The following is a 24,804-nucleotide window of genomic DNA, read 5'->3' on the forward strand; positions in this document are numbered from 1 at the left end:
CTTACGCCTCCCGCTCGCCACCGGACAGCAACAGGTAGAGCGCCGCCATCCTCACGGACACGCCGTTCGCCACCTGCTCCCTGACCGTCGAGCGGGGCGAGTCCGCCGCTGCGGCGGAGATCTCCAGCCCTCGGTTCATCGGGCCCGGGTGCATCACAATGCTATCGGTGCGCAGACGCCCGAGCCGTTCGTCGTCCAGGCCCCAGCGCCGCGAGTACTCGCGTGGGTTCGGGAAGAAGGCGGCGTTCATCCGCTCGCCCTGAATGCGCAGCATCATCACGACGTCCGGATCCGCATCGATCGCGGCGTCGAGGTCGTAGCCGATCGCCGCCGGCCAGCCGGTCACGTCCACCGGCAGCAGGGTCGGCGGCGCGACGAGCGTGACCTGTGCGCCGAGGGTGCGCAGCAGCCACACGTTCGACCGCGCGACGCGGGAGTGCAGGATGTCGCCCACGATCGTCACGGTGACGCCGTCGAGATCGTGCCCGCGCGACGCAGCACCGTGGAGACGCCGCCGCATGGTGAAGGCGTCGAGCAGCGCCTGCGTGGGGTGCTCGTGCATCCCGTCGCCGGCGTTCACGATCCCGGCGTCGATCCAGCCGCTCGTCGCGAGGGTCTGCGGTGCGCCGGAGGAACCGTGGCGGATGACCACGGCGTCGGCTCCCATGGCCGCCAGGGTCTGGGCCGTGTCCTTCAGGCTCTCGCCCTTCGAGACGCTGGAGCCCTTGGCGGAGAAGTTGATCACGTCGGCGGAGAGCCGCTTCGCCGCCGCCTCGAACGAGATGCGGGTGCGGGTCGAGTCCTCGAAGAAGAGGTTCACGACGGTCTTGCCGCGGAGGGTCGGGAGCTTCTTGACCTCGCGCTCCTGCACGTCCGCCATGTCCTCGGCGACGTCGAGCAGCCGGATGGCGTCCTCGCGGGAGAGGGTCTTGGTCGACAGCAGGTGCCTCATGCGCCGGCCTCCGCACTGTCGGCGGCGGTCGCATCGGCCGGCGACTCGATGGTCACCGACTCCTGGCCGTCCACGCCCTCCAGGCGAACGAAGATGCGCTCGGAGGCGGCGGAGGGCAGGTTCTTGCCCACGTAGTCCGCGCGGATCGGCAGCTCGCGGTGACCGCGGTCGACGAGCACCGCCAACCGGACGGCGCGCGGGCGCCCCAGGTCGTTCAGCGCGTCCAGCGCGGCGCGGATCGTCCGCCCCGAGAAGAGCACGTCGTCCACGAGCACGACCGTCTTGCCGTCGATCGGCCCGGGCAGCGACGTGGGCTGCGGGGTGCGGATCGGGTTGCGGGACAGGTCGTCGCGGTACATCGTCACGTCGAGCGCGCCGACGATGTCGGCGGGCGAAGCGACGGCCTGCGGCTCGATGCGCTGGATGGTCTCGGCGATCCGGCGGGCGAGTTCGACGCCGCGCGTCGGGATGCCGAGGATCACCAGGTCGTTCGTTCCCCGGTTCGACTCCAGGATCTCGTGGGAGATCCGGGTCAGTGCCCGGGCGATGTCAGCTTGTTGCAGCACGGTGCGCACTGTCATGCCGACCTCCTTCCCCGCCTCACAGGACGGCTCATTAAAGGATGTCTACCGAGATCCGAGCATATCAGCCCGGCACCGATCACTTGTCGTTCAGGAACTTCTCGAACGCGGTCGCGTCGCTGATGCTCCCGGTGAACTGCTTGCCGTCGACCAGGACCGTCGGGGTGCCCTCGATCTTGTCGAGGGCCTTCTTGCCGTCCACCACGATCGGGCCGCTCTGCGAGTGCGCCGTGTTGGCCTGCGCCCACGCCTGGTAGGAGCCGCTGCGCTCGAGGCAGCCGGAGATGTCGGTGATGCCGAGATCGGTGGCCCGCTTCGCGAGCTCGTCGTCGGTCAGACCCTTCGAGTTCTCCTCGGGCTGGTCCGTGAACAGCGCCTGGTAGTAGTCCAGCACGCGCGCCTTGTCGTGGACGCCCACGCAGGTGAGCGCCGCGGCCGCGCGCGTCGAGTAGCCGGTCCCGCTGGAGGCGGCGTCGAGGAAGGTGAGCGGGTGGAGGCGCAGCGTGATGGAGCCGTCCTTCACCGCCTTCTCGATCGTGTCGCCGTTCGCCTTCTCGAAGGCGCCGCAGACCGGGCACATCGCGTCGAACCAGAGGTCGACCTTCTTCTGGCCGGTGCCGGCCGAGATGTAGCGGTCGTCGAAGTTGACGGCACCGTCGACGCCGGTCGGCGCCTTCGCGGTCGCGACCGGCACCGAGGTGTCGGCGAACACGGAGCAGGCCGAGACGCCGATCGACAGTGCGGCGGCCAGGACGGTGGCGGCGAGGATGCGGCGGGTGCGCTTCACGTCGTCCCTTCGGTTGGAGCGGTGGATCTACTTGGTGGTGTCGCGCTACTTGGTCGTGTTGCTCTGGGCGATCTTCGCGAGCAGCCCGTTCACGAAGCCGGCGGAGTCGTCCGTCGAGAGCACCGTGGCGGCCTCGACGGCCTCGGAGATCGCGACGCCCTCGGGCACGGCGTCGTTGAACAGCAGCTCCCACACGCCGATGCGCAGGATGGCGCGGTCGACGGCGGGCATCCGCGCGAGGGTCCAGCCCTGCGCGTAGGTCTCGATCTGCTCGTCGATCTCGTCCTGGTGGTCGATCACGCCGTCGACGATCTCGCGCGCGTACAGCCAGGAGGCTTCACGCGCGGGCTCGATCGCCGCGCGCTCGGCCTCGGTCGCGAGGGCCTGCCGGAGCGGGGTCTGACGCAGGTCGGCGCTGTAGAGCAGGTCGAGCGCGCGCTTGCGGGCTTTGGTCCGGGCGCTCACTAGTCGTTGACGCGGCCGAGGTAGTCGCCGGTGCGGGTGTCGACCTTGACCTTGGTGCCGGTCTCGAGGAACAGCGGGACCTGGATCTGGTAGCCGGTCTCGACCGTGGCGGGCTTGGTGCCGCCGGTCGAGCGGTCGCCCTGCAGGCCCGGCTCGGTGTAGGTGATCTCCAGCACGACGGAGGCGGGCAGCTCGACGTAGAGCGGCGAACCCTCGTGCAGCGCGACGGTCACGTTCTGGTTCTCGAGCATGAAGTTGGCGGAGTCGCCGACGATCGGGCCCGGGATGGTGATCTGGTCGTAGTCGCTGGTGTCCATGAAGACGAAGTCGGCGCCGTCCTGGTACAGGTACTGGTAGTCGCGGCGGTCGACGTTGGTGATGTCGATCTTGGCGCCGGCGTTGTACGTGCGGTCGACGGTCTTGCCGGTCGTGACGTTCTTGAGCTTCGTGCGGACGAACGCGCCACCCTTGCCCGGCTTCACGTGCTGGAACTCGATGACGCTCCAGAGCTGTCCGTCGATGTTGAGGACGATGCCGTTCTTGATGTCAGCGGTCGATGCCATGCGCGAGATCCATTCAGTTTGCGAAAGAGTTCCGGGTGGATGCCGCGGGCGTCAGCGGTCCACATCGCCGCGCGCGAAGCAGCGGCCCGGGAAAGATTCTAGACGTCAGCGCCCGTTTCGGCGAATGTACGCCAGCGCGAGCCGGTACGACTCGAAGCCGAAACCCGCGATCACGCCGGTCGAGACGGCCGTGATCACGCTCGTGTGGCGGAACTCCTCGCGGGCGTGCGGGTTCGAGATGTGCACCTCGATCACCGTGCCCCCGGCCGAGGTCACCAGCGAGACCGCGTCGCGCAGGGCGTACGAGTAGTGGGTCCACGCGCCCGCGTTGAGGATGACGGGGGCACCCGTGTCGGCGGCGTCGTGCAGCCAGCCGATCAGCTCCGCCTCGGCGTCCGTCTGGCGGAGGTCGATCCGCAGCTCGGGCGCGTCCTCCTGGAGCTGCCGGCCCAGGTCGTCGAGGGTCTGCGACCCGTAGACGTCGGGCTCGCGGGTGCCGAGCCGGCCGAGGTTCGGGCCGTTCAGGACGAGGACGCTGCTCATGCCGTTCACCCTACCGGTGCCTCGGCGTCCGTCAGGGGGCGGACGCGCACCGCAGACCAGACGTCGTCGACGGAGACGTTGCTGATCGGTCGCCAGCCGAACGCCCCGGACTCCGCGATGATGGTGTCGCGGTTGAGGTCGGCGCGGTTGCCTTTCGGGTACACGAACCAGACGGCACGGGCGCGGCCGAGCTGCGGCAGCTCCGTGCCGAACCGCTCGAGCAGTTCGGCACGGGTGCTCACGAAGACGACCGCGACCGAGGCGTCGGCGGCAGGGCCGTCCGTCACACCCGCGGGCAAGGGCTCGACGAGGGCCGCGAGCTCGGGCGTCGCACCGCCGAGGTGGAGGACGTCGCCCTCCTTCACCAGCAGCTTCTGCGCGACGCTCCGCTCGGCCATCAGGACGCGATCTCCTGGTACGCCGCGAAGAGCAGGCTCTGGTCGGGGCCGGCGAGCACGGTCGGGCGGCCGATGTCGTCGAGCACGATGAAGCGCAGGAGGTTGCCGCGCGCCTTCTTGTCGCGCTGCATGGTCGCGAGGAGCGTCTGCCAGCGGCCGAGCGGATACGTGGTCGGCAGCGTGAGGGACTCCAGGATGCGGCGGTGGCGGTCGACGGCCTCGTCCGACAGGCGCCCGCTCAGGCGGCCGAGCTCGGCGGCGTAGACCATTCCCACGGCCACGGCCGCGCCGTGCCGCCACTGGTAGCGCTCGGCGTGCTCGATCGCGTGGCCGAGGGTGTGGCCGTAGTTGAGGATCTCGCGCAGGCCCTGCTCGGTGAAGTCCTCCCCCACCACACGCGCCTTGATGCCGATGGAGAGCTCGACGAGGCGGCGGAACTCGGGCGACTCGGGATCGGTGGCGACGGCGACATCCCGCTCGATGATGTCCAGGATCTCCGGCTCGGCGATGAAGCCGTACTTCACGACCTCGCCGAACCCGGCGAGGATCTCGTTGCGGCCGAGGGAGGCGAGGGTGTCGAGGTCGGCGACGACCGCGGCGGGCGCGTAGAACGCGCCGACGAGGTTCTTGCCCTCGGCCGTGTTGATGCCGGTCTTCCCCCCGACCGCCGCATCCACCATCCCGAGCAGCGTGGTCGGCACCTGGACGAGCTTCACGCCGCGCAGCCAGGTCGCGGCCGCGAAGCCGGCGAGGTCGGTGACGGCACCGCCGCCGAAGCCGACGACGGCGTCCGACCGGGTGAAGTCGGCCTGGCCCATGATGCCCCAGAGGAACGCGGCGACCTCCACCCGCTTCGCGGCCTCGGCGTCCGGCACCTCGGCGAGGAGCACCTCGTACCGGCCGAGCAGGGATTCACGGAGCTCGGCGGCCGCGGCGCCCAGCGTCGGCGGGTGCACCAGGAGCACCTTGTTGACCCCGGAGCCCAGGTGGTCGGCGAGGTCGAAGCGCACACCGCGCCCCACGACCACGGGGTACTGGTCGTCCCCCGCGACGAGGATCTCGGTGGGGGTGTCGGCGTCGGTCATCGGTGTCCTTCCTCCTGCTCGACCCATTCGGCGATCTCCTCCACGATGGCGTCGATCGGACGGGACGAGGTGTCCGCGGTGTAATCCGCGAGCGATGCGTACAGTTCGGCGCGCTCGGCGACGAGCCGCTTCCACGATTCGATGTCGGACACCAGCGGGCGTTTGCCGCCGGTGATCCGCTGCGCGATGGCCTCCGGCTGCACCGTGAGCAGCACGACGCGGCGACGGCTGAGATCGGCCCGGGTGTCGGTATCGAGCACCGCCCCGCCGCCCAGGGAGACCACCCCGCCCTCGCCCAGCGCCGCGGCGACCGCCGCACGCTCCAGGGCGCGGAAGTGCGGCTCCCCGTGGTCGGCGAAGATCTCCGAGATGGGGCCGTGGTCGGCGACGACGCGCGCGTCGGTGTCGATGAACGTCAGGCCGAGCCGCTTGGCGAGGCGTTTGCCCAGCCGGGTCTTGCCCGCCGCCGGCGGGCCGATCAGGACGATCGTCACGGCGTTCAGGCGTAGGGCGCGCTGACGCGCTCGGTCGCCAGGTTCTGCGGGATGGCGTCCAGGTAGCCGCGCAGGTTGCGGGCGGTCTCGGGCAGGGAGTCCCCGCCGAACTTCTCGAGGACCGAGTTGGCGAGCACGAGGGCGACCATCGCCTCCGCGACCACGCCGGCCGCCGGCACCGCGCAGACGTCGGAGCGCTGGTGGTGCGCCGCCGCCGCTTCGCTCGTCGCGATGTCGATGGTGCGCAGCGCGTGCGGCACGGTCGCGATGGGCTTCATGCCGGCGCGGACCCGCAGGACCGTTCCCGTGCTCATCCCGCCCTCGGTGCCGCCGGCCTTGTCGCTGGTGCGCACGATCGTGCCGTCCTCCGCGAGGAGCTCGTCGTGGGCCTCGGAGCCGCGGCGGGTGGTCGTCAGGAAGCCGTCGCCGACCTCCACACCCTTGATGGCCTGGATGCCCATGAGCGCGGCCGCGAGCTGGCCGTCGAGCCGGCGGTCCCAGTGGACGTGCGAGCCGAGGCCCGGCGGGACGCCGTACGCGAGCACCTCGACGACGCCGCCCAGGGTATCGCCGTCCTTGTGTGCGGAGTCGACCTCGGCCACCATCCGCTCGGACGTGGCCGGGTCGAAGCAGCGCAGCGGATCGGCGTCGAGCGTGTCCACGTCCGACGGCGTCGGCAGCGGCGACCCCTCGGGGACCCGGACCGGACCGATCGAGAGCGTGTGGCTGACCAGGGTGATCCCCAGCTCGGCGAGGAACGAGCGCGCGATGGCGCCGAGCGCGACGCGGGCGGCGGTCTCCCGGGCGCTCGCGCGCTCCAGGACCGGGCGGGCCTCGTCGAAGCCGTACTTCTGCATCCCGACCAGGTCGGCGTGCCCGGGGCGCGGACGCGTCAGCGCCGCTCCACGGCCGCCGGCGAGCTTCTCGGGCTCGACGGGCTCGGCGCTCATGACGTCGACCCACTTCGGCCACTCCGTGTTGCCGATGCGCAGGGCGATGGGGCTGCCGAGGGTGGAGCCGTGGCGGACGCCGCCCGAGATGTCGAGCGCGTCCTGCTCGAACTTCATCCGCGCGCCGCGACCATAGCCGAGTTTGCGGCGCGCCAGATCGGCGCGGATGGCGTCGAGCGAGACCGGGACCCCGGCAGGGAGACCCTCCAGGACGGCGATGAGTTCGGGGCCGTGGGATTCCCCGGCCGTGAGCCAACGAAGCATGCTTCGATTGTGGCACAGCGACCGAGGGCGTCCGCGCCCTGTGACGGCCGTCGGGCCTCCGTCAGGCCTCCAGCGGAACGCCCGCCGCATCGATGCCGACCGCGTCGAGCATGGCCGCGAGCACGGCCTCCTCGTCCGGGAGCGGCTCCAGCGGATCCCCGGAGACGAAGATGCGCACCTGCAGGAGCGCCTGGTGGGCGAGCATGGCGAGCCCGGAGACGACGGTGCCCCCGACCGCGCCCCACGACGCCGCCAGCGGGGTCGGCCACGGCTCGTACGCAACGTCGAGCAGCACGGCCCGCCGGCGGGTGGAGTCGGTGTAGAGGACCTCGGGACGCGTGCCGCCCGGGAGGGTGCTGATGACGAGTTGCGGGACGTCGAGCGAGCGGTCCGCCTGGGCGAGCGAGCGCAGCCGCACCATCAGGCCGAGCTCGTGGGCCAGCGGCTCGAGCCAGACGCTGCGCGTGAGGTCGCGGACGTGCACGTCCACGCGCTCGGCCCCGAGTTCCGCGGCCGCGACGAGAGCGGACGCCGCGGTCGCGCCGCCACCCAGGATGTGGACGTAGTGGGCGGAGGTCACTCCGGCGCCGGCGAGGGCACGGACGATGCCCGACACGTCGGTGTTGAAGCCGCGCACGGACTCCCCGTCGAAGAGCACGGTGTTGGCGGCGCCGGTCTGCTCCGCCACCCGGTCGATCTCGGTGAGCAGCGGGACGACCGCCTTCTTGAGCGGCATCGTCAGGGACAGCCCGCGCCACTCCTCCCCCAGACCGTCGACGAACTCGGCCAGGGCGTCCTCGGTCACCTCGACGGGCTCGTAGGACCAGTCCAGGCCCAGCACGCCGTACGCGGCCGCGTGCAGCGCCGGGGACTTCGAGTGCGCGATCGGCGAGCCCAGCACGGCCAGGGAGAGGCGGGCCGGTCGTGCGGCCTTCTTCGCCTCGGCCTTCGCGGGTACCGCCTTCTTCACCGGAGCCGACTCGAGCTCCGGTGCGGGTTCGACGTCCTCGGACTCCGCAGCCTCCGGCTCGTCGTCCTCCGGTTCCTCGCGCTCGGCCGCTTCCTCGGCCTCGGCGACGGCGGCCTCCTCGGCCTCCGCCTCGCGTTCGGCCTCGACCAGGGCGGCGATCGAGGCCTCCGCACCGGCCTCCGAGACGCCGTCCTCGAGCGACGCGCCGCCCTCGGGCTCCTCGTCGTTCGTGCGCGGGGTCTGCGGGGTGTCACTCATAACCGGGGTTGTCCTTCATCCATTGCTGCCATTTGGCCACGGCGGCCTCGTGCTCGGCCTCGGTCGTCGAGAAGATCGTCTCGCCGGTCTGGAGGTTCCACGTCACGAAGAACATCCACGGGCCGTCCGCCGGGTGGACGACCGCGTTGATCGCGAGGTCTCCCGGGTTCGAGATCGGGCCGACCGGCAGGCCGGGGTGCACGTAGGTGTTGTAGGGGTTGCTCGCGTCCGCGCGCTCGGCGTCGGTCGTCTCGACCCGATGGGTGTTTCCGGTGCCGTACGCCACCGTCGCGTCCGACTGCAGGTCCCAGCCCTGGTCGAGCCGGTTCAGGAAGACGCGCGCCACCTTGGGATAGTCGTCCTTCAGGCCCGCCTCGCGCTGCACGATCGAGGCCAGGACGATGGTGTTCCAGCGGTTCGCCGGTGCGACGCCCGCGGCATCCAGCGACTGGAACATCCGGTCGACCATGGTCTTGATGGCGTCGTGGGCCGTGATGCCGGGAGGGAACGTGTACGTCGCGGGGAACAGGAAGCCCTCGAGGGTCTTCGCCTCCGCCGGCACTCCGTAGTCGGCGGGGGTCGCCGCGGCCGCCTGGAGGTCCGCCAGCGGGATCTTCGTCGCATCGGCCACGGTCTGCAGCACGTCGGCCTCGGCGGTGCCCTCGGGGATGACCGCGGTGTTCTCGACGCGGTTCGCCGTGTCCTGCAGGGCGACGAGCGCCGCGTTCGCGCTCATCTGCTTCTTCAGCTTGAAGACGCCCGGCTGGAACTCCGGCTCCGGCTTCTGCCGCAGCAGCAGCGTGTAGAACGCGTCGTACGACTTCGTGACACCCGCCTTGTGGAGGTTGGTCGCGATGTCCGAACCCGTGTCACCGGACACGATGCTGAACATGACCTCGCCGGTGCCGTCACCCGGGTAGTCGTCGTCCTTCGGCGTCAGCGCGTTCACCAGCTGCGCCACCTGGGGCTGGAAGATCGAGTACGCGGCGCCCACCATCCCGCCGAGCACGGCCAGGATGACGACGACCACCACGAGCGGCTTGATCCAGCGTCGCTTGCGCTTCGGCTCCTCGTGCGAGAGGTAGTTCTGCTGCCGCCAGGCGAGCGGGGACTCCCCGGTCGGCGGCGCGGGATCGTCCCCGGCCGGCTCGCTGTCGAGCGCGCCGAAGAGGGCCCGCGCAGGATGGTCGGCCTCGAAGTCGTCCGCACCGTGACGGACCGCGGCGCCCACGGTCTCCCGCTCCGGCTCCGGCTGCTCGACCCGGGCGATCGGGCCGGTGATCACCGCATCGAAGTCGAGGCGATCCAGCGCGTCGCGCTGCTCAGCCTCGGGAGCGCGCACGTCCTCGTGCGGCACCGCCTGCTGCGCATCGCCGTTCTCGCCGGCGCCGTTCGCCTCCCGGGCCGCCCGCGCTTCGCGACGGGTCATCGGCTGCCGGTTGACGGCCGGGAAGACGGGGGGCTCCGGCCGGTCCTCGGGGTTCTTCGACAAACTCAGGGTCCAATGCTCGATTCGACGGGTTGGCCCGGCGGACGGCCGGAGGCGCGCTCCGCGTCGAGGGCATGCTGCAAAATTATCGTGGCGGCCACCTGATCCACCACCGGACGCGCGCTTTTCGAATTCTTGCCGGACGCGCGGAGGGCCGAATGGGCCGACACGGTCGACAGCCGTTCGTCGACGAGGCGCACCGGGACGTCGATCTCGGCGTCCAGTGCCTCGGCGAACGCGACCGCGTCCTGGGTGGATGCGGTGTGAGCGCCCGAGAGCGCCAACGGCAGTCCGACGATAATCTCGAAAACTCCGAGTTCAGTCACAATGTCGGCGATCCTCCGCCGATCCGCAGCATCCTCGGAGCGGGCGACGGTCTCCACCGGCGTCGCGATCATGCCGTGCGGGTCGGACCGGCTGACGCCGATCCGCACCTTGCCGACGTCGATGCCGAGCCGGACACCGGTGCGCATCCGGCTATCCGATCGCCGAGACGACCGCGCTCAGCGCCGCCGGGATGGCCGCCGCGTCCGTGCCGCCGCCCTGCGCCAGGTCGGCCTTGCCGCCGCCGCCGCCGCCCAGCACGCCCGCGGCCGACTTCGCCAGCGCACCGGCGTTCGCACCGGCGTCGCGAGCGGCCTGGTTGGTCGCCACGATCACGACCGGCTTGCCGCCGGCCTGCGCGGCCAGCGCCACGACGGCCGGGTCGGAACCCAGACGCTCGCGGACGGTCGTGACCAGCAGGCGGAGGTCGTCGGCCGAGCCCAGCGTGCCGGCGTCCTCGGCCACCACGGTGAAGGACCCGCGACGCGACGACGACTCGATGAGCGCCGGCACCTTGTCGAGCACCGCACGGGCCTCGAAGGCCTGGATCCGCTTCTCGGCGGCCTTCAGGTTCGCCAGCAGGTCGGCGATCTTCTCGGGGAGCTGCTCGCGCGGGGTCTTGAGAGCGCCCGACAGCTGCGACACGATCGTGCGCTCGACCGCCAGGTCGCGGAACGCCTCGAGGCCGACGAGGGACTCGACGCGACGGTTCGTGGAGCCGACGGACGACTCGCTGACCAGGTTGATCATCCCGATCTCGGCGCTGGCCGCGACGTGCGTGCCCGCGCAGAGCTCGCGCGACCAGGGTCCGCCGATGTCGACCACGCGGACGACGTCGCCGTACTTCTCTCCGAAGAGGGCCATCGCGCCCAGCGACTTCGCCTCGTCGAGCGGCAGCTCGCGCGTCGTCACCTCGAGGTTCTGCCGGATGGCGTTGTTCGAGATCTCCTCGATCTCGCTGCGCGTCTCGGGCGAGAGCGCCTGGTTCCAGGAGAAGTCGAGGCGCAGGTAGCCGGCCTTGTTGTAGGAGCCGGACTGGTGCGCGTTGGAGCCGAGCACCTGGCGCAGCGCCGCGTGGATGATGTGGGTGCCCGAGTGCGCCTGGCGCGCGCCACGGCGGTACTCGTGGTCGACGAGGCTCGTCGCCGGCGCGCCGACCCCGACCTCGCCGCTGCGGACGAGCACCTTGTGGCTGATCAGGCCCTTGACCGGCTTCTGCACGTCGAGGACCTCGAGCTCGTAGCCCGGCCCCACGATCGTGCCCGCGTCGGCGTCCTGACCACCGGACTCGGCATAGAGCGCGGTCGCCCCGAGGATGATCTCGGCCACCTGGCCCTCGACGGCCTTGTTCACCGAGTTGCCGTCGACGATGAGGCCGAGCACGCTCGACTCCGTCTCGAGCTCGGTGTAGCCGGTGAAGACCGTCTCGCCCTGAGCGCGGAAGGCGCTGTAGACGGAGAGGTCGGCCAGCGCCGTCTTCTTCGCCTTGGCGTCCGCCTTGGCACGCGAGCGCTGATCGGCCATCAGCGTGTCGAAGGCGGCGCGGTCCACGCTCAGACCGGCCTCCTCCGCCATCTCGAGCGTGAGGTCGATCGGGAAGCCGTAGGTGTCGTGCAGGAGGAACGCCGTGTCGCCCGCGAGCTGCTTCTTGCCCGCGTTGCGGGTGTTCGAGACCGCGGTGTCGAGGATGCTCGTGCCGGAGGCCAGGGTGCGGAGGAAGGTTTCCTCCTCCGCGTAGGCCAGCTGCGAGACGCGGTCGAACTCGATCGCGACCTCCGGGTACGCCGCCTTCATGGCGTCGCGCGAGGCCGGGAACAGCTCGGGGAAGGTCGCGCTCTCGACGCCGAGCAGGCGCATCGCCCGCACGGTGCGGCGCAGGAGGCGGCGGAGGACGTAGCCGCGGCCCTCGTTCGACGGGGTCACCCCGTCGACCATGAGCATCAGCGCGCTGCGGACGTGATCGGCCACGACGCGAAGGCGCACGTCGTCCTCGTGGGACTCGTTGCCGTACGGCTTCTCGGCCAGCTGCGCGGCGCGGTCGAGCACCGGGCGCACCTGGTCGATCTCGTACATGTTGTCGACGCCCTGCTTGATGAACGCGACGCGCTCCAGGCCCATGCCGGTGTCGATGTTCTTCTTCGGCAGGTCGCCGAGGATCTCGAAGTCCTTCTTGCCGTCGCCCTCGCCGCGGAGGTACTGCATGAAGACGAGGTTCCAGATCTCGACATAGCGGTCGTCGTCCGTCGCCGGGCCGCCGTCGATGCCGTAGGCCGGGCCGCGGTCGAAGAAGATCTCGGAGCAGGGGCCGGCGGGGCCGGGCTGGCCGGTGGACCAGTAGTTGGTGTCCTTGCCGAGACCCTGGATGCGCTCGGGCGGCAGCGTGGAGACGCGGCCCCAGATCTCGCGGGCCTCGTCGTCGTCCTCGTAGACGGTCACCCAGAGGTCCTTCGGGTCGAAGCCGAGGCCGCCCTCGTCCTCCGACGTCGTCAGCAGGTCCCAGGCGAACGTGATCGCCTGCTCCTTGAAGTAGTCGCCGAACGAGAAGTTGCCGCACATCTGGAAGAACGTGCCGTGGCGCGGCGTCTTGCCGACCTCGTCGATGTCGAGGGTGCGGATGCACTTCTGAACGCTGGTCGCCCGCGGGAACGGCGCCGGCACCACACCGGTCAGGTACGGCACGAACGGCACCATCCCGGCCACTGTGAAGAGCAGCGACGGGTCGTCGCTGACGAGAGAGGCGGACGGGACGACGGTGTGGCCGCGCTGCGCGAAGAAGTCGAGCCAGCGGCGGTGGATTTCAGCGGTCTGCATGGGTTCCGGTCGGTCGAAGCTGCGGGGGTGGGTGTTGGGCGCTGGTCAGTCGCCGTCGATCGCGGAGCGGATCTCCGCCTCGCGCTGACGGTAGCCGTCCGAGACGGCCTCGCCGAAGTCGCGCGCCTTGCGGTCGAGCGAGCTGAAGAACTCCCGACCCTTCGCAGTCTCGTTGACCTGGTGGGCGACGGCGAAGCCGATTCCCACGCCGACGAGGAGCCACAGGAAACTCTTCATTGCTGTTCTTCCCTCCGTGTCCGGTGCGCGAGCACACCTGAACGAGTCTAATGGCAGCGGGCGGAGACGGGGCGGCTCTACTTCGAGCGCGCGCGCCTGCTCCCCCGCGCGCCGCCGACGGCCCCGAAGGCCGCCTTCACAGCGGCGCTGAAGCCGGCGAGTTTGATGAGAGGACCGCCGACGGTCGCGGCGAACAGCGACACCAGCGCCGACACGTTGCCGGTCACGTCGGCGACGTTCCTGGTGATGACGTCGACGCGGGCGAGCTGCTTGTTGGTCTCGCGGATCGTGGTGGCCGTCTCGTCCAGGATCGGGGTGATCCCGTCGCTGGCGTCCTTGATCGAGTCCCTGGTCTGGTCGAGCACCCGGCCGAATTTGAGGAGAGGCACGGCGATGAAGCCGACCAGGACGGCGAACACGCCCGCCGCGATGAGTCCTGCGATGTCGCCACCAGACACGAGTCGTCCTTCCATTCCGCCACCGGCATACTCGTCCAGCGTAGTCCCGACCCGGCCCGCGTACAGTGCCCGGGACGACGGAACGGGGCCGCGGCCGAAGCCACGACCCCGTTCCGGGAGTCTCGCGGAGCCTTAGCGGGCCGCGTAGTACTCGACGACCAGCTGGACCTCACAGGTCACGGGGACCTCTGCGCGCTTGGGGCGACGCTCGAGGCGGGCCTGGAGCTTGTCGATCTCGACGTCGAGGTAGGCCGGGACCTTGGGCAGGACGTCGACGTGTCCGCCGGCGGCCGCGACCTGGAAGGGCTCGGTGCCCTCGGAGCGGGCCTTGACGTGGATGAGCTGACCCGGCTTCACGCGGAAGGAGGGACGGTCCACGATCTTGCCGTCGACGAGGATGTGGCGGTGCACGACGAACTGGCGGGCCTGCGAGATCGTGCGGGCGAAGCCGGCACGGAGCACGAGCGCGTCGAGACGCATCTCGAGGATCTCGACCAGGTTCTCACCGGTCAGGCCCTGGGTGCGGCGGGCCTCTTCGAAGGCGATGCGGAGCTGCTTCTCGCGGATGCCGTACTGGGCGCGCAGACGCTGCTTCTCGCGCAGACGCACGGCATAGTCGGAGTCGGCCTTGCGCTTGGTGCGGCCGTGCTCACCGGGGGCGTACGGGCGCTTCTCGAGGTAGCGCGCGGCCTTCGGGGTGAGCGCGATGCCGAGGGCACGCGACTCGCGGGTCTTGCTGCGGGAACGTGAAGACACGGTTTCCTTTCAATGGTCTCTCTAGTACATGGACTGCGGGACGCGACAGAGGCGCCCGCGCGCACGACGAGTGCGCTGAGAGAGGGATTATCTGCCAGGGGCGCCCGGCTACAGGACTATCCCCTTCGAGAACGTGGTGGGCGCAGCCGCACGCCGTGCACGCTTCTAGGCCCATCGAGTGTATCAGAATGCGGTCAGCGTCCGCGCACGATGCGGCGCAGCTTCGCCAGGCGCGCGGAGAGGTCGCGCTCGTTGCCGTGGTCGGTCGGCGTGTAGTACGTCGTGTCCTTCAGCTCGTCCGGCAGATACTGCTGCTCGAGCACGCCGAGGGCGTCGTCGTGCGGGTACTTGTAGCCCTTGCCGTGGCCGAGTCGTTTCGCCCCGGGATAGTGCGCGTCGCGCAGGTGCTTCGGCACCCGCCCGATCTTGCCGGCGCGCACGTCCGCGATGGCCGCGTCGAGCGCCATGTAGGCGGCGTTCGACTTCGGGGCCGTGGCCAGGTGCACGACGGCCTGCGCGAGCGGGATGCGTCCCTCCGGCATCCCCACGAACTGCACCGCGTCGGCGGCGGCGATCGCGACGACCAGCGCCTGCGGGTCCGCCATCCCGATGTCCTCGGAGGCGGAGATGATGATGCGCCGGGCGATGAACCGCGGGTCCTCCCCCGCCTCGATCATCCGGGCGAGGTAGTGGAGCGCCGCGTCGACGTCCGAGCCGCGCACGGACTTGATGAAGGCGCTGATGACGTCGTAGTGCTCGTCGCCGTTGCGGTCGTAGCGCAGGAGGGCGCGGTCGACCGCCTGCGCGACGATCTCCGCCGTGATGACCGGCTTCTTCTTCGACGTCGCGGGGGTGGCGGAGGCCGCCGAGACCGAGGCGGCCTCGAGCGCCGTCAGGGCGCGTCGCGCGTCACCGGAGGCGAGCCGGATGATCGCCGCCCGCGCCTCGTCGGCGAGCGTGTAATGGCCGCCCAGCCCGCGGTCGTCGGCCACGGCGCGGTCGACCACCACGCCCAGGTCGTCGTCGCTCAGCGTCTCGAGCGTCAGCAGCAGGGAGCGCGAGAGGAGGGGCGAGATCACCGAGAACGACGGGTTCTCGGTGGTCGCCGCCACGAGGATCACCCACCCGTTCTCCACGCCGGGGAGCAGGGCGTCCTGCTGGGCCTTGGTGAACCGGTGGATCTCGTCGAGGAACAGCACGGTCGAGACGCCGTAGAGGTCGCGGGTCGAGAGCGCCTCGTCCATGACCAGGCGGACGTCCTTCACCCCGGCGGTCACGGCGGAGAGCTCCACGAACTTGCGGCCGGACGAGTGCGCGATCGCCTGCGCGAGCGTCGTCTTGCCGGTGCCGGGAGGCCCCCAGAGGATGACGGAGACGGAGCCGGTCTGCCCGGACTGGTCGGACGCGAGCGCCACCAGCGGGGAGCCGGGACGCAGCAGATGCCGCTGACCCGCCACCTCGTCGAGCGAGGTCGGCCGCATGCGCACAGCGAGCGGCGTCGCTCCCGTACGGAGCCCGGGTTGCACATCGACCATCCTACCAGGCTACCGGCCGCCACTGACACCGCCCTCCGCCCGTCCAGGACCCGCCGCGCGCTGGTTTGGCGTCCATAGGCGTGCCGGATAGGGTTCTCCTGACCCGCGGACCGGTCTTCCTCGGGACACCGACTCCCCGCTCGACGGCGCCCCTCGGAGGACACACGTGGCACCCAACAAGCCGAACGACCGCGAAGCGCGGCAGGCGCGAGAGCGCCTGCGCGCCTACCAGGCGCGGCAGACCGTGCACGAGACGAAGGTCAAGCGCCGCAAGCGCGACAACTGGATCGCCGGCATCGCCGTCGTCGTGGTGGTCGGCCTCGCGGTCGCCACCCAGCTCCTCTACTTCACGGGAGGCCCCGGCGCCGCCACCGCGTCGTCCTCCGCCTCCCCGTCGGCGACGCCCACCCCCACCCCCTCCGCGACCGGTGCGAACAGCGGCGACGTGCCGTCCTCCAGCATCGCCGAGGGCCGCGACTGGACGGGCTCGCTCGTCATCAACGGGATCGACCTCGGCGTCACCCTCGACGGCAAGCAGGCCCCGCAGGCCGTGTCGTCGACCATCTCGCTCGCGAAGAAGGGCTTCTACGACGGGCTGAGCTGTCACCGCCTGACCACCGACGGCATCTACGTGCTCCAGTGCGGCGACCCCAACGGCGACGGCACCGGCGGCCCCGGCTACTCGTACGGCCCGGTGGAGAACGCCCCGAAGGACGGCGTCTACCCGGCAGGGACGATCGCGATGGCCCGCCAGAGCGGCAACGGCTACAGCCAGGGCAGCCAGTTCTTCATCGTCTACAAGGACAGCCCCATCCCGTCCGACGCCGCCGGCGGCTACACCGTCCTCGGCACCATCGCGAGCGGTCTCGACACCCTCACCTCCGACGTCGTCGCCAAGGGCGTCGACGGAGGCGGAACGGACGGCAAGCCCGTCGTCGCGACCAAGATCGACAGCTTCACGCTGCAGTGATGCGGCGTGTGCAATAGGCTGATTCCACCGTGGGGCGGGCTCTCCGCCCTGACCGCACAGCAGCAAGGTGAGACTCTTGGCTACTTCTGAACAGCACCCCTGGGGCCGCGTCGACGAGACCGGCACCGTGTACGTCCGCGAGGGCGACGGGGAACGCACCGTCGGCCAGTACCCGGACGGCACGCCCGAGGAGGCGATCGCCTACTTCGAGCGCAAGTACACGGATCTCGCCGGGCAGGTCTCCCTGCTCGAGCAGCGCGCCCGGCGCGGTGCCCCGGCCGGCGACGTGGCGAAGTCGGTCGCGAACCTCCGCTCGGCCGTCGAGGGCGCGAACGCCGTCGGCGACCTCGCCTCGCTCCTCACGCGTCTCGACGCGCTGGGCGGCACCGTCGAGGAGCTGACGGAGCAGCAGAGCGCCGAAGCCAAGGCCGCCGTCGAGGCCGCCATCGCGGAGCGCACCGCCATCGTCACCGAGGCCGAGTCCCTCGCCGCGCAGGATCCCGAGCGCACGCAGTGGAAGCAGACCACCTCCGCGCTCGACGAGCTCTTCGCCCGCTGGCAGGCCCACCAGCACGACGGCCCGCGCCTGCCCAAGAACGAGGCGAACGAGCTCTGGAAGCGGTTCCGTGCCGCGCGCTCCACGATCGAGCACAACCGCAAGGCGTTCTTCGCGGAGCTGGACAACCAGCACCGCGATGTGCGCAGCCGGAAGAACGCCCTCATCGAGCAGGCCGAGCGCCTCATCCCCCAGGGCGCCGACGGCGTGCCCGAGTACCGGCGTCTGCTCGACCAGTGGAAGCTGGCCGGCCGCGCGGGCAAGAAGAACGACGACGCCCTGTGGGCGCGTTTCAAGGCCGCGGGAGACGCGATCTACTCGGCGAAGGCCGAGGTCGACGCGCGCGACAACGTCGAGTACGAGGCCAACCTGCAGGCGAAGCTCGCGCTCCTCGACGAGGCCGAGCCGCTCCTGAAGGAGACCAACCGCGACACGGCACGTACCGCGCTGCTGTCGATCCAGGAGCGCTGGGACGCGATCGGTCGCGTGCCGCGCGAGCAGGTCCGCCCGATCGAGGACCGCCTCCGCAAGGTCGAGACCGCCGTCCGGCGCCTCGACGAGGAGCACTGGGAGCGCAACAACCCCGAGAAGAAGGCCCGGTCCGAAGGGCTCGCCAGCCAGCTCAACGCGGCCATCGCGAAGCTGGAGGAGGAGCTCGCCGAGGCGAAGGCCGGCGGCGACGCCGCCAAGGTCAAGGCGGCGCAGGAAGCCCTCGACGCCCGCAAGATCTGGCTCGACGCGCTCGGCTGATCCCCCACAGCCGGGCTCGGCACCCGACTTCTCCACAGATCTCCGTCCCGGCCGTCTCCCCGGCGTCGCACCCGCCACGCTGGGGAGATGACCGAGACACTGTGCCCCGCCCTCCTCGACCGACACGTCCTCCCGCTCGCCGAGTTGCTCTCGCTGTGCCTGGACGGTCACCTGTACCGCGTCGGGGAGTCCTTCGCTCCCACGGACACCCCTGACACGCCGGTGCTCCGCGCGCGTGCGCTGGCCGCGACCGTTCCCCGTCGCGCGATCGCCGAACGGGCCACGGCCGCGTGGATCCACGGCACGCGCGGCGCTCCCCCGCCACGGCCCCAGGTCTGCCTCGACCCGTCACGTCGCGGGACACGCCTCCCCGTGAGCGTCGACGGCCGGCAGCGCACGTTCGAGCGCGGGGAGACGCACCCGATCGGTCCACTGGAGGTGACGACTCCCCTCCGCACCGCCGCCGATCTCCTGCTGTCCACGACGCGGTTCGACGAGCCGGAGGCGCTCGAGGTGCGGCACCTGCTGTCGCTCGCCGCGGTCTCGCCCGAAGCGCTGCGCAGCTATGTGCCGCGCACACGCCGCGGCGGTTCCACGCGCGCGTTACAGCGCATCCGGGTCGTCGAGCAGTCCCGGCTTCCGCTGGTGGAGACCGGGAGCGGCGATGTCAGCCCGCGCTGACGCGGTACACGTCGTAGACGGCGTCGATGCGACGCACCGCGTTGAGCACCCGGTCGAGGTGGGTGGTGTCGCCCATCTCGAACACGAACCGGCTGAGCGCGAGGCGGTTGCTCGACGTGGTCACGGTCGCCGACAGGATGTTCACATGGTGCTCCGAGAGCACCCGGGTGACGTCCGACAGCAGCCCGGCGCGGTCGAGCGCCTCCACCTGGATCTGCACGAGGAAGACGCTCTTCGAGCTCGGCGCCCACTCGACGTCGATCATGCGCTCCGGCTCCTGCAGCAGGGACTGCACGTTGTGGCAGTTGGCCTGGTGCACCGAGACGCCCTGACCGCGTGTGATGAAGCCGACGATCGGGTCGCCGGGGACCGGCGTGCAGCACTTCGCGAGCTTGACCAGGATGTCCGGCGCACCGCGCACCAGGACGCCGGAGTCGCTGTTGCGCAGCTGGCGGCGGCCCTTCACGGGGATGTCGATCTCGCCGTCCGACTCGACGTCGCTCTGCAGCGATGCCACGACCTTCTCGATCACCGACTGGGTGGAGACGTGCCCCTCGCCCACGGCTGCGTACAGCGTCGACACGTCGGCGTACTTCAGGGACGAGGCGACCTCGACGAGGGCGTCCTGCGTCATCAGCTTCTGGAGAGGCAGGTTCTGCTTGCGCATGGCGCGCGCGATCGCGTCCTTGCCCTGCTCGATGGCCTCGTCGCGGCGCTCCTTGGTGAACCACTGGCGGATCTTGTTCCGCGCGCGCGGGCTCTTGACGAAGTTGAGCCAGTCCTGGCTCGGGCCGGAGTCCGGGTTCTTGGAGGTGAAGATCTCGACGACGTCGCCGGTCGCCAGCGTGCTCTCGAGCGGGACCAGCCGGCCGTTGACCTTGGCGCCCATCGTGCGGTGACCGACCTCGGTGTGCACGGCGTAGGCGAAGTCCACCGGCGTCGCGCCCGCGGGCAGGCCGATCACACGGCCCTTCGGCGTGAATACGTAGACCTCTTTCGCGCCGATCTCGAATCGGAGCGAGTCGAGGAACTCGGACGGGTCCGCCGTCTCTGCCTGCCAGTCGGAGATGTGCGCGAGCCACGCGAGGTCGGTGTCGGGGGTGGCCGGGCCGCCGGCGCTCTTGCCGGTGGTCTGCTCCTTGTACTTCCAGTGCGCCGCGACACCGAACTCGGCCCGCTGGTGCATCTCCTCGGTGCGGATCTGGATCTCGACCGGGCGCCCCTGCGGGCCGATCACGGTCGTGTGCAGCGACTGGTAGAGGTTGAACTTCGGGGTCGCGATGTAGTCCTTGAACCGCCCCGGCATCGGCGTCCACCGGGCGTGGATCTGGCCGAGCACTGCGTAGCAGTCGCGCACCGTGTTCACGAGCACGCGGATGCCCACGAGGTCGTAGATGTCGTCGAACTCGCGGCCGCGCACGACCATCTTCTGATAGATCGAGTAGTACTGCTTCGGCCGGCCGGCGACCTTGCCGCGGATGCGCGCGGACTTCAGATCGTCGTTGATCGCGTCGATCACCTGCTGGACGAGGCGCTCGCGCTCCGGGGTCCGCTGCTTCACCAGGCTCTCGATCTCCGCGTAGAGCTTCGGGTACAACACCGCGAACGAGAGGTCTTCGAGCTCCCACTTGATCGCCTGGATGCCGAGCCGGTGCGCCAACGGCGCGTAGATCTCGAGGGTCTCCGTGGCCTTGCGGGTCGCGTTGGCGGCGGGGACGAAGCCCCAGGTCCGCGCGTTGTGCAGGCGGTCCGCCAGCTTGATGATGAGCACGCGGATGTCCTTGGACATCGCCACGATCATCTTGCGGACGGTCTCGGCCTGCGCGCTGTCGCCGTACTTGACCTTGTCGAGCTTGGTGACGCCGTCGACGAGCATGGCGATCTCGTCGCCGAACTGGTCGCGCAGCTCGTCGAGCGTGTACTCGGTGTCTTCGACGGTGTCGTGCAGGAGCGCGGCGGCGATGGTCTTCGCGCCGATCCCCAGGTCCGCGATGATCTGCGCCACCGCGACGGGATGCGTGATGTACGGCTCGCCGGAGCGCCGCTTCTGGCCGCTGTGGGCGCGTTCCGCCACCGCATAGGCGCGCTCGATGAGCGACAGATCGGCCTTCGGGTGGTGCATGCGGACCGTGCGGATGAGCGTGTCCACCGCGCCAGCGGGCTGCGCACGCGAGAAGATGCGCGGCACGAGGCGGCGCAGCGAGGCGGACTGCGGTGTCGATGTATCAACCATGTGCGCGCCTCCTGTGCTCCATTATCGCCGCATCACGGGGCCGTTCCGGCCACGATCCGCTCGCAGCGATCAGCTGACGGTCCCGGAGGGGCTCGCGCCCCGCTCGACCGGCGCGCCGCTGGACTCCCAGGCGATCATGCCGCCCGCCACGTTCGCAGCGGGGAAATCCGCGCGGACGAGGGCGTCCGTGACCATCCGGGAGCGGGCTCCCGAGTGGCAGATCACCAGGATCTGCCGGTCCTCGGGGAGCTCGTCCTGACGCTCCTGGAGCTGGGACAGCGGGATGAGATGCGCGTCCGGAGAGCGCACCTCCTCCCACTCGTACGGCTCGCGGACGTCGAGGAGGTACGCCTCGCCCGCGGCGATGAGCTCGCGAGCGCGGGCAGCGCTCACCTCGTCTTCGGAGAGATAGGGGCCGCCCATGCGCTCGCGCTACTCCGCCGCGACCGCTTCGGCAGCCGCCGTGGCGGCCTTCGGGCGGATGGCGCGCACCTTCTGGTCGTGCTTCTTCACCGCGGCCTCGCCCTCGCGGAACTGCGAGTACATCGGAGCGGCCAGGAAGATCGTCGAGTACGTGCCGACGATGATGCCGATCAGCAGTGCGAGCGAGATGTCGCGCAGGGTGGCCGCACCGAGCGCGTAGGCGCCGATGAACAGGATGGACGCGACCGGCAGCACCGCGACGACGGCGGTGTTGATCGAGCGCACCAGCGTCTGGTTGACGGCGAGGTTCACCGACTCCGCGAATGTCCGCCTGGTGAGTTCCATCTCCTCCCGGGTGTTCTCCCGGACCTTGTCGAAGACCACCACGGTGTCGTAGAGCGAGTACCCGAGGATCGTCAGGAAGCCGATCATCGTCGCCGGCGACACCTCGAAGCCCACGAGCGCGTAGATGCCCGCCGTGATGATCAGGTCGTGGAACAGCGAGATGATCGCCGAGGCCGACATCTTCCAGGTGCGGAAGTACAGGGCCATGGCGATGAACGCGAGCAAGAGGAACACGACGAGACCCTGGATGGACTGCTGCGTCACGTCCGCACCCCAGGACGGGCCGATGAAGGTCGACGCGACCTCGGTGTCCGGCACGCCGTAGGCCTTCGCCAGAGCGTCGGCGACGGCCTTCGTCTGGGTGTCCGACAGCTGGTCGGTCTGCACCTGCACGGCGTTGGCGCCGACGACGCTGACGTGCGAGACGGCGTTCGGCACGACGCTCGTCACGGCGGACTGCGCCTTCTCGGTGTTGGTGTCCTCGACGTTCGTGATCTGGAACTGCGAACCGCCACGGAACTCGATGGAGAAGTTGAACCCGCCCTTGACGATCGGGATCAGGATCGACACGATCACCATCACCGCTGCGATGACGTACCAGATCTTGCGCTTGCCGACGAAGTCGAACGAGCGCGCACCGGTGTAGAGGTCGTTGCCGAACTTGGTGAGACGGCTGGCGGCCATCAGGAGTCCTTCCCATCGGTCGAACGATCGGAGGAGGTCGAGGCGCCGGTCAGCTCCGCAGCCTTGCGCTCGGCGATCGTCTGGCGGCGAGCCGCCTCCTTGCTGCTGCGTGCCGCGGTGCCCGCGCCGACCTTCGCCGCGCTGGGCGAACGGAACTGGGCGGCGCCGCGGTACACGGCGCCGAGCGCCTCAGGGTCCAGACCCGACCACGCGTGGCCGGTGCTGAAGAAGCGTGTGCGCCCCAGCAGCTGCAGCGTCGGGTGGGTGAAGAGCAGCACCACGATGACGTCGATGATCGTCGTCAGACCCAGCGTGAACGCGAAGCCGCGGACGTTCGCCGCCGCGAGGACGTACAGCACGATCGCGGCGAGGAGGTTGGTGGCCTTCGACGCGTAGATCGTCCGGCGGGCACGGCCCCAGCCGGCCTCGACCGCCGACTCCAGACTTCGGCCGTCGCGCAACTCGTCACGTATTCGTTCGAAGTAGACGATGAACGAGTCCGCTGTGAAGCCGATCGCGACGATGAGTCCCGCGACGCCGGCGAGCGACAGGCGGTACCCGTAGTGCCACGACAGCAGCGAGATCGTGAGCCAGGTGAGCACACCGGCCACGACGAGCGAGAAGATCGTGACGAGGCCCAGCAGGCGGTACTGGAAGAAGGTGTAGATCGCGACCAGGATCAGGCCGATCAGGCCGGCGATGAGGCCGGCGATGAGCTGGGCCGAACCGAGCGTCGCCGAGATCGTGTCCTGGCTCTGCACCTTGAAGCTGAACGGCAGTGCGCCGAACTTGAGCTGGTCGGCGAGGGCCTTGGCGCTGGTCTCGGTGAAGTTGCCGGTGATCTGCGGCTTGCCGTCGGTGATCGCGGCCTGCGTCGTCGGGGCGGAGATGACCTTGCCGTCGAGGACGATCGCGAACTGGTTCTGGGAGCCGGTGAGGCCGACCAGGCGGGTCGTGACGTCGGCGAACTGCTTGGTGCCGGTCGAGTCGAAGACGATGTTGACCGCCCACTGGCCGGTGCTCACGCCCTGCGAGCTCTGCACCAGACCGGCGCTGGCGTCGCTGATGTTCTGGCCCTTCACCTCGACCGGGCCGAGCAGGTACTTGACCTGGCCCTGGTCGTCGCAGGTGATGAGCGGCTGATCGGTCGGCGCGGCACTCTCGTCCTGCGACTTGTTCGCCGAGCACGAGTACGCGTTGAAGTCCGCCTGGAGCTTCGGAGTCACCCAGGCGAGGTCGCTGCCGTTCGTCGGCGAGGTCGACGGGGTCGACTCCAGACCGGGCGCAGGGGTCGGTGCCGGCGTCGACTTGCCGTCGGCCCCTACGACCTCGTTGGTCGGGCCTCCGGCGACGAGCACCGGACGGAAGTCGAGGCGGGCGCTCGACTTCACCCGGTTCAGCGTCTCCTCGTCGGGCTTGCCCGGGAGCGAGACCACGATGTTGCGCGAGCCCTCGGTGGAGATCTGCGCCTCGGAGATGCCCGAGGCGTCGATGCGCTGACGAATGATCGAGACGGCCTGGTCCAGCTGCTGCTGCTGGATCTGCTGCCCGTTCTCGACCTGCGGCGTCAGGATCACCTGGGTGCCGCCCTCGAGGTCGAGGGCGAGCTTCGGCAGCCACGTCGCGTTGCTGAACAGCACGCCGGCGGTGAGAGTCCCGAGGAGGACCACCACCAGCACGCCGAGCCATGTCAGGGAACGCCAGGCTTTCTTGGCCGGAGTCGACTTTGCCACCTAGGAACTCAGCTTTCTACGAGTGTTCCGCGCGCGCCGAAGCGCCGCGGCCCACGGGTCGGGAGTTAGTCGTCGCTCTTCGCGCCGGGCTTCTTGGAGGTCTCGTCGATCCGCTCGCCGTACTCCGGCTCGTCGTGACGGATCGCGTGGTCTGCGTTGAGCTCGGCCGCACCGGTGGTGAGCTCCGCGTCGACGTCCGTGTCGGCCTCGGCCGGCTCGGCGACGGTGGGCTCCACGACGCGGGCGAGCACCTGGCGGTGCACCTTGAGGACGTGCCCGGGGCTCGTCTCGACGAGCGCGGTGTTGTCGTCCTCGTTGACGGACAGCAGCGTCCCGTAAAGACCGAAGTTGGTCATGACCTCGGCGCCCGGCACCATCTTCGAACGCGTCTCAGCCTGCTCCTTCTGGCGCTTGCGGCTGTTGCGGAACATGAAGAAGATGAGGGCCGCCAGGATGACGACCATCACAATAGTCAGCGGATCAATGGCCATGAATTTCTGCCGAACCTT

The 24,804-nt window shown here is 70.1% G+C and carries 26 protein-coding genes; 3 read left to right on the forward strand and 23 right to left on the reverse strand.

Annotated elements, in window-relative coordinates; all coding sequences use genetic code 11:
• Position 1: 1 nt before the first annotated feature.
• From BGO91_RS07540 to BGO91_RS07625, 18 genes are all read right to left on the reverse strand, one after another.
• Positions 2-952: an aspartate carbamoyltransferase catalytic subunit gene (locus BGO91_RS07540; RefSeq protein WP_290472173.1), complete on the reverse strand. Its 951-nt coding sequence runs from the start codon at positions 950-952 to the stop codon at positions 2-4.
• Positions 949-1,533 carry a bifunctional pyr operon transcriptional regulator/uracil phosphoribosyltransferase PyrR gene (gene pyrR, locus BGO91_RS07545; protein ID WP_290472174.1) on the reverse strand — a complete coding sequence of 195 codons (585 nt, stop codon included), beginning with the start codon at positions 1,531-1,533 and terminating at the stop codon, positions 949-951. Before pyrR ends, BGO91_RS07540 begins: the two co-directional genes overlap by 4 nt.
• 79 nt (positions 1,534-1,612) lie before the next feature.
• Positions 1,613-2,320: a thioredoxin domain-containing protein gene (locus BGO91_RS07550; RefSeq protein ID WP_290472175.1), complete on the reverse strand. Its 708-nt coding sequence runs from the start codon at positions 2,318-2,320 to the stop codon at positions 1,613-1,615.
• A gap of 45 nt (positions 2,321-2,365) precedes the next feature.
• The gene (gene nusB, locus BGO91_RS07555) at positions 2,366-2,785 is read right to left on the reverse strand and encodes a transcription antitermination factor NusB (protein WP_290472176.1); all 420 of its coding nucleotides are present in this window, start codon (positions 2,783-2,785) and stop codon (positions 2,366-2,368) included.
• Positions 2,785-3,348, reverse strand: coding sequence for an elongation factor P (gene efp / locus BGO91_RS07560; protein WP_290472177.1), 564 nt, complete (start codon positions 3,346-3,348; stop codon positions 2,785-2,787). The genes nusB and efp overlap by 1 nt, the downstream gene beginning before the upstream one ends.
• A 105-nt stretch (positions 3,349-3,453) precedes the next feature.
• Positions 3,454-3,891 (reverse strand): type II 3-dehydroquinate dehydratase, encoded by a 438-nt coding sequence (locus BGO91_RS07565; RefSeq protein ID WP_290472178.1) that lies wholly within the window; start codon positions 3,889-3,891, stop codon positions 3,454-3,456.
• 5 nt (positions 3,892-3,896) lie between these two features.
• Positions 3,897-4,289 (reverse strand): hypothetical protein, encoded by a 393-nt coding sequence (locus tag BGO91_RS07570; RefSeq protein ID WP_290472179.1) that lies wholly within the window; start codon positions 4,287-4,289, stop codon positions 3,897-3,899.
• Positions 4,289-5,374, reverse strand: a complete 1,086-nt coding sequence (aroB, locus tag BGO91_RS07575) for a 3-dehydroquinate synthase (protein WP_290472180.1) — start codon at positions 5,372-5,374, stop codon at positions 4,289-4,291. The genes BGO91_RS07570 and aroB overlap by 1 nt, the downstream gene beginning before the upstream one ends.
• Positions 5,371-5,868 carry a shikimate kinase gene (locus BGO91_RS07580; protein ID WP_290472181.1) on the reverse strand — a complete coding sequence of 166 codons (498 nt, stop codon included), beginning with the start codon at positions 5,866-5,868 and terminating at the stop codon, positions 5,371-5,373. Before BGO91_RS07580 ends, aroB begins: the two co-directional genes overlap by 4 nt.
• Positions 5,869-5,873: 5 nt before the next feature.
• A complete protein-coding gene (gene aroC / locus BGO91_RS07585; protein WP_290472182.1) occupies positions 5,874-7,082 on the reverse strand; it encodes a chorismate synthase in 1,209 nt (402 codons plus the stop codon).
• A gap of 61 nt (positions 7,083-7,143) precedes the next feature.
• Positions 7,144-8,310, reverse strand: coding sequence for a shikimate dehydrogenase (locus tag BGO91_RS07590; RefSeq protein WP_290472183.1), 1,167 nt, complete (start codon positions 8,308-8,310; stop codon positions 7,144-7,146).
• Complete coding sequence (gene mltG, locus BGO91_RS07595) at positions 8,303-9,739, reverse strand: endolytic transglycosylase MltG (RefSeq protein WP_290472184.1); 1,437 nt, start codon at positions 9,737-9,739, stop codon at positions 8,303-8,305. The genes BGO91_RS07590 and mltG overlap by 8 nt, the downstream gene beginning before the upstream one ends.
• A gap of 65 nt (positions 9,740-9,804) precedes the next feature.
• Positions 9,805-10,272: a Holliday junction resolvase RuvX gene (ruvX, locus tag BGO91_RS07600; RefSeq protein ID WP_290472185.1), complete on the reverse strand. Its 468-nt coding sequence runs from the start codon at positions 10,270-10,272 to the stop codon at positions 9,805-9,807.
• Positions 10,273-10,276: 4 nt separating this feature from the next.
• Positions 10,277-12,934 (reverse strand): alanine--tRNA ligase, encoded by a 2,658-nt coding sequence (gene alaS, locus BGO91_RS07605; protein WP_290472186.1) that lies wholly within the window; start codon positions 12,932-12,934, stop codon positions 10,277-10,279.
• 45 nt (positions 12,935-12,979) lie between these two features.
• Entirely contained in the window at positions 12,980-13,171 is a 192-nt protein-coding gene (locus BGO91_RS07610; RefSeq protein ID WP_021758399.1) for a hypothetical protein, read from the reverse strand.
• Between the two features lie 77 nt (positions 13,172-13,248).
• The gene (locus tag BGO91_RS07615) at positions 13,249-13,629 is read right to left on the reverse strand and encodes a DUF948 domain-containing protein (RefSeq protein ID WP_290472187.1); all 381 of its coding nucleotides are present in this window, start codon (positions 13,627-13,629) and stop codon (positions 13,249-13,251) included.
• A 132-nt stretch (positions 13,630-13,761) separates the two neighbouring features.
• A complete protein-coding gene (rpsD, locus tag BGO91_RS07620) occupies positions 13,762-14,385 on the reverse strand; it encodes a 30S ribosomal protein S4 (RefSeq protein WP_025155698.1) in 624 nt (207 codons plus the stop codon).
• A gap of 194 nt (positions 14,386-14,579) precedes the next feature.
• The gene (locus BGO91_RS07625) at positions 14,580-15,920 is read right to left on the reverse strand and encodes a replication-associated recombination protein A (protein WP_290472188.1); all 1,341 of its coding nucleotides are present in this window, start codon (positions 15,918-15,920) and stop codon (positions 14,580-14,582) included.
• 166 nt (positions 15,921-16,086) lie between these two features.
• Here BGO91_RS07625 and BGO91_RS07630 point away from each other — a divergent pair, with 166 nt between their 5' ends.
• From BGO91_RS07630 to BGO91_RS07640, 3 genes are all read left to right on the forward strand, one after another.
• Complete coding sequence (locus BGO91_RS07630) at positions 16,087-16,890, forward strand: peptidylprolyl isomerase (protein WP_290472189.1); 804 nt, start codon at positions 16,087-16,089, stop codon at positions 16,888-16,890.
• A gap of 76 nt (positions 16,891-16,966) precedes the next feature.
• Positions 16,967-18,196: a DUF349 domain-containing protein gene (locus tag BGO91_RS07635; RefSeq protein WP_290472190.1), complete on the forward strand. Its 1,230-nt coding sequence runs from the start codon at positions 16,967-16,969 to the stop codon at positions 18,194-18,196.
• A gap of 87 nt (positions 18,197-18,283) precedes the next feature.
• The gene (locus BGO91_RS07640; RefSeq protein ID WP_290472191.1) at positions 18,284-18,877 is read left to right on the forward strand and encodes a hypothetical protein; all 594 of its coding nucleotides are present in this window, start codon (positions 18,284-18,286) and stop codon (positions 18,875-18,877) included.
• On the opposite strand, the gene BGO91_RS07645 is transcribed toward BGO91_RS07640, so the two are convergent.
• The 5 genes from BGO91_RS07645 to yajC all read right to left on the reverse strand — a co-directional run bounded on the left by BGO91_RS07645 (position 18,864) and on the right by yajC (position 24,786).
• Entirely contained in the window at positions 18,864-21,110 is a 2,247-nt protein-coding gene (locus BGO91_RS07645) for a bifunctional (p)ppGpp synthetase/guanosine-3',5'-bis(diphosphate) 3'-pyrophosphohydrolase (protein ID WP_179702001.1), read from the reverse strand. The two genes, BGO91_RS07640 and BGO91_RS07645, sit on opposite strands and share 14 nt — an antisense overlap.
• A gap of 69 nt (positions 21,111-21,179) precedes the next feature.
• The gene (locus BGO91_RS07650; RefSeq protein ID WP_290472192.1) at positions 21,180-21,533 is read right to left on the reverse strand and encodes a rhodanese-like domain-containing protein; all 354 of its coding nucleotides are present in this window, start codon (positions 21,531-21,533) and stop codon (positions 21,180-21,182) included.
• A 9-nt stretch (positions 21,534-21,542) separates the two neighbouring features.
• Positions 21,543-22,562 (reverse strand): protein translocase subunit SecF, encoded by a 1,020-nt coding sequence (gene secF / locus BGO91_RS07655; RefSeq protein ID WP_290472193.1) that lies wholly within the window; start codon positions 22,560-22,562, stop codon positions 21,543-21,545.
• Positions 22,562-24,295, reverse strand: coding sequence for a protein translocase subunit SecD (secD, locus tag BGO91_RS07660; RefSeq protein ID WP_290472194.1), 1,734 nt, complete (start codon positions 24,293-24,295; stop codon positions 22,562-22,564). Before secD ends, secF begins: the two co-directional genes overlap by 1 nt.
• A gap of 65 nt (positions 24,296-24,360) precedes the next feature.
• Positions 24,361-24,786 (reverse strand): preprotein translocase subunit YajC, encoded by a 426-nt coding sequence (gene yajC / locus BGO91_RS07665; protein ID WP_290472195.1) that lies wholly within the window; start codon positions 24,784-24,786, stop codon positions 24,361-24,363.
• Positions 24,787-24,804: the final 18 nt, after the last annotated feature.

The sequence above is a fragment of the Leifsonia sp. 71-9 genome, assembly GCF_001898805.1.
GTDB lineage: Bacteria > Actinomycetota > Actinomycetes > Actinomycetales > Microbacteriaceae > Leifsonia.

Bases quoted from the DNA above. Each gene is read 5' to 3' on its own strand.
- BGO91_RS07540 (WP_290472173.1), bottom strand. From the start codon at position 952: ATGAGGCACCTGCTGTCGACCAAGACCCTCTCCCGCGAGGACGCCATC.
- pyrR (WP_290472174.1), bottom strand. From the start codon at position 1,533: ATGACAGTGCGCACCGTGCTGCAACAAGCTGACATCGCCCGGGCACTG.
- efp (WP_290472177.1), bottom strand. From the start codon at position 3,348: ATGGCATCGACCGCTGACATCAAGAACGGCATCGTCCTCAACATCGAC.
- BGO91_RS07565 (WP_290472178.1), bottom strand. From the start codon at position 3,891: ATGAGCAGCGTCCTCGTCCTGAACGGCCCGAACCTCGGCCGGCTCGGC.
- BGO91_RS07570 (WP_290472179.1), bottom strand. From the start codon at position 4,289: ATGGCCGAGCGGAGCGTCGCGCAGAAGCTGCTGGTGAAGGAGGGCGAC.
- aroB (WP_290472180.1), bottom strand. From the start codon at position 5,374: ATGACCGACGCCGACACCCCCACCGAGATCCTCGTCGCGGGGGACGAC.
- aroC (WP_290472182.1), bottom strand. From the start codon at position 7,082: ATGCTTCGTTGGCTCACGGCCGGGGAATCCCACGGCCCCGAACTCATC.
- BGO91_RS07590 (WP_290472183.1), bottom strand. From the start codon at position 8,310: ATGAGTGACACCCCGCAGACCCCGCGCACGAACGACGAGGAGCCCGAG.
- mltG (WP_290472184.1), bottom strand. From the start codon at position 9,739: ATGACCCGTCGCGAAGCGCGGGCGGCCCGGGAGGCGAACGGCGCCGGC.
- ruvX (WP_290472185.1), bottom strand. From the start codon at position 10,272: ATGCGCACCGGTGTCCGGCTCGGCATCGACGTCGGCAAGGTGCGGATC.
- alaS (WP_290472186.1), bottom strand. From the start codon at position 12,934: ATGCAGACCGCTGAAATCCACCGCCGCTGGCTCGACTTCTTCGCGCAG.
- BGO91_RS07610 (WP_021758399.1), bottom strand. From the start codon at position 13,171: ATGAAGAGTTTCCTGTGGCTCCTCGTCGGCGTGGGAATCGGCTTCGCC.
- BGO91_RS07625 (WP_290472188.1), bottom strand. From the start codon at position 15,920: ATGGTCGATGTGCAACCCGGGCTCCGTACGGGAGCGACGCCGCTCGCT.
- BGO91_RS07640 (WP_290472191.1), top strand. From the start codon at position 18,284: ATGACCGAGACACTGTGCCCCGCCCTCCTCGACCGACACGTCCTCCCG.
- BGO91_RS07645 (WP_179702001.1), bottom strand. From the start codon at position 21,110: ATGGTTGATACATCGACACCGCAGTCCGCCTCGCTGCGCCGCCTCGTG.
- BGO91_RS07650 (WP_290472192.1), bottom strand. From the start codon at position 21,533: ATGGGCGGCCCCTATCTCTCCGAAGACGAGGTGAGCGCTGCCCGCGCT.
- secF (WP_290472193.1), bottom strand. From the start codon at position 22,562: ATGGCCGCCAGCCGTCTCACCAAGTTCGGCAACGACCTCTACACCGGT.
- yajC (WP_290472195.1), bottom strand. From the start codon at position 24,786: ATGGCCATTGATCCGCTGACTATTGTGATGGTCGTCATCCTGGCGGCC.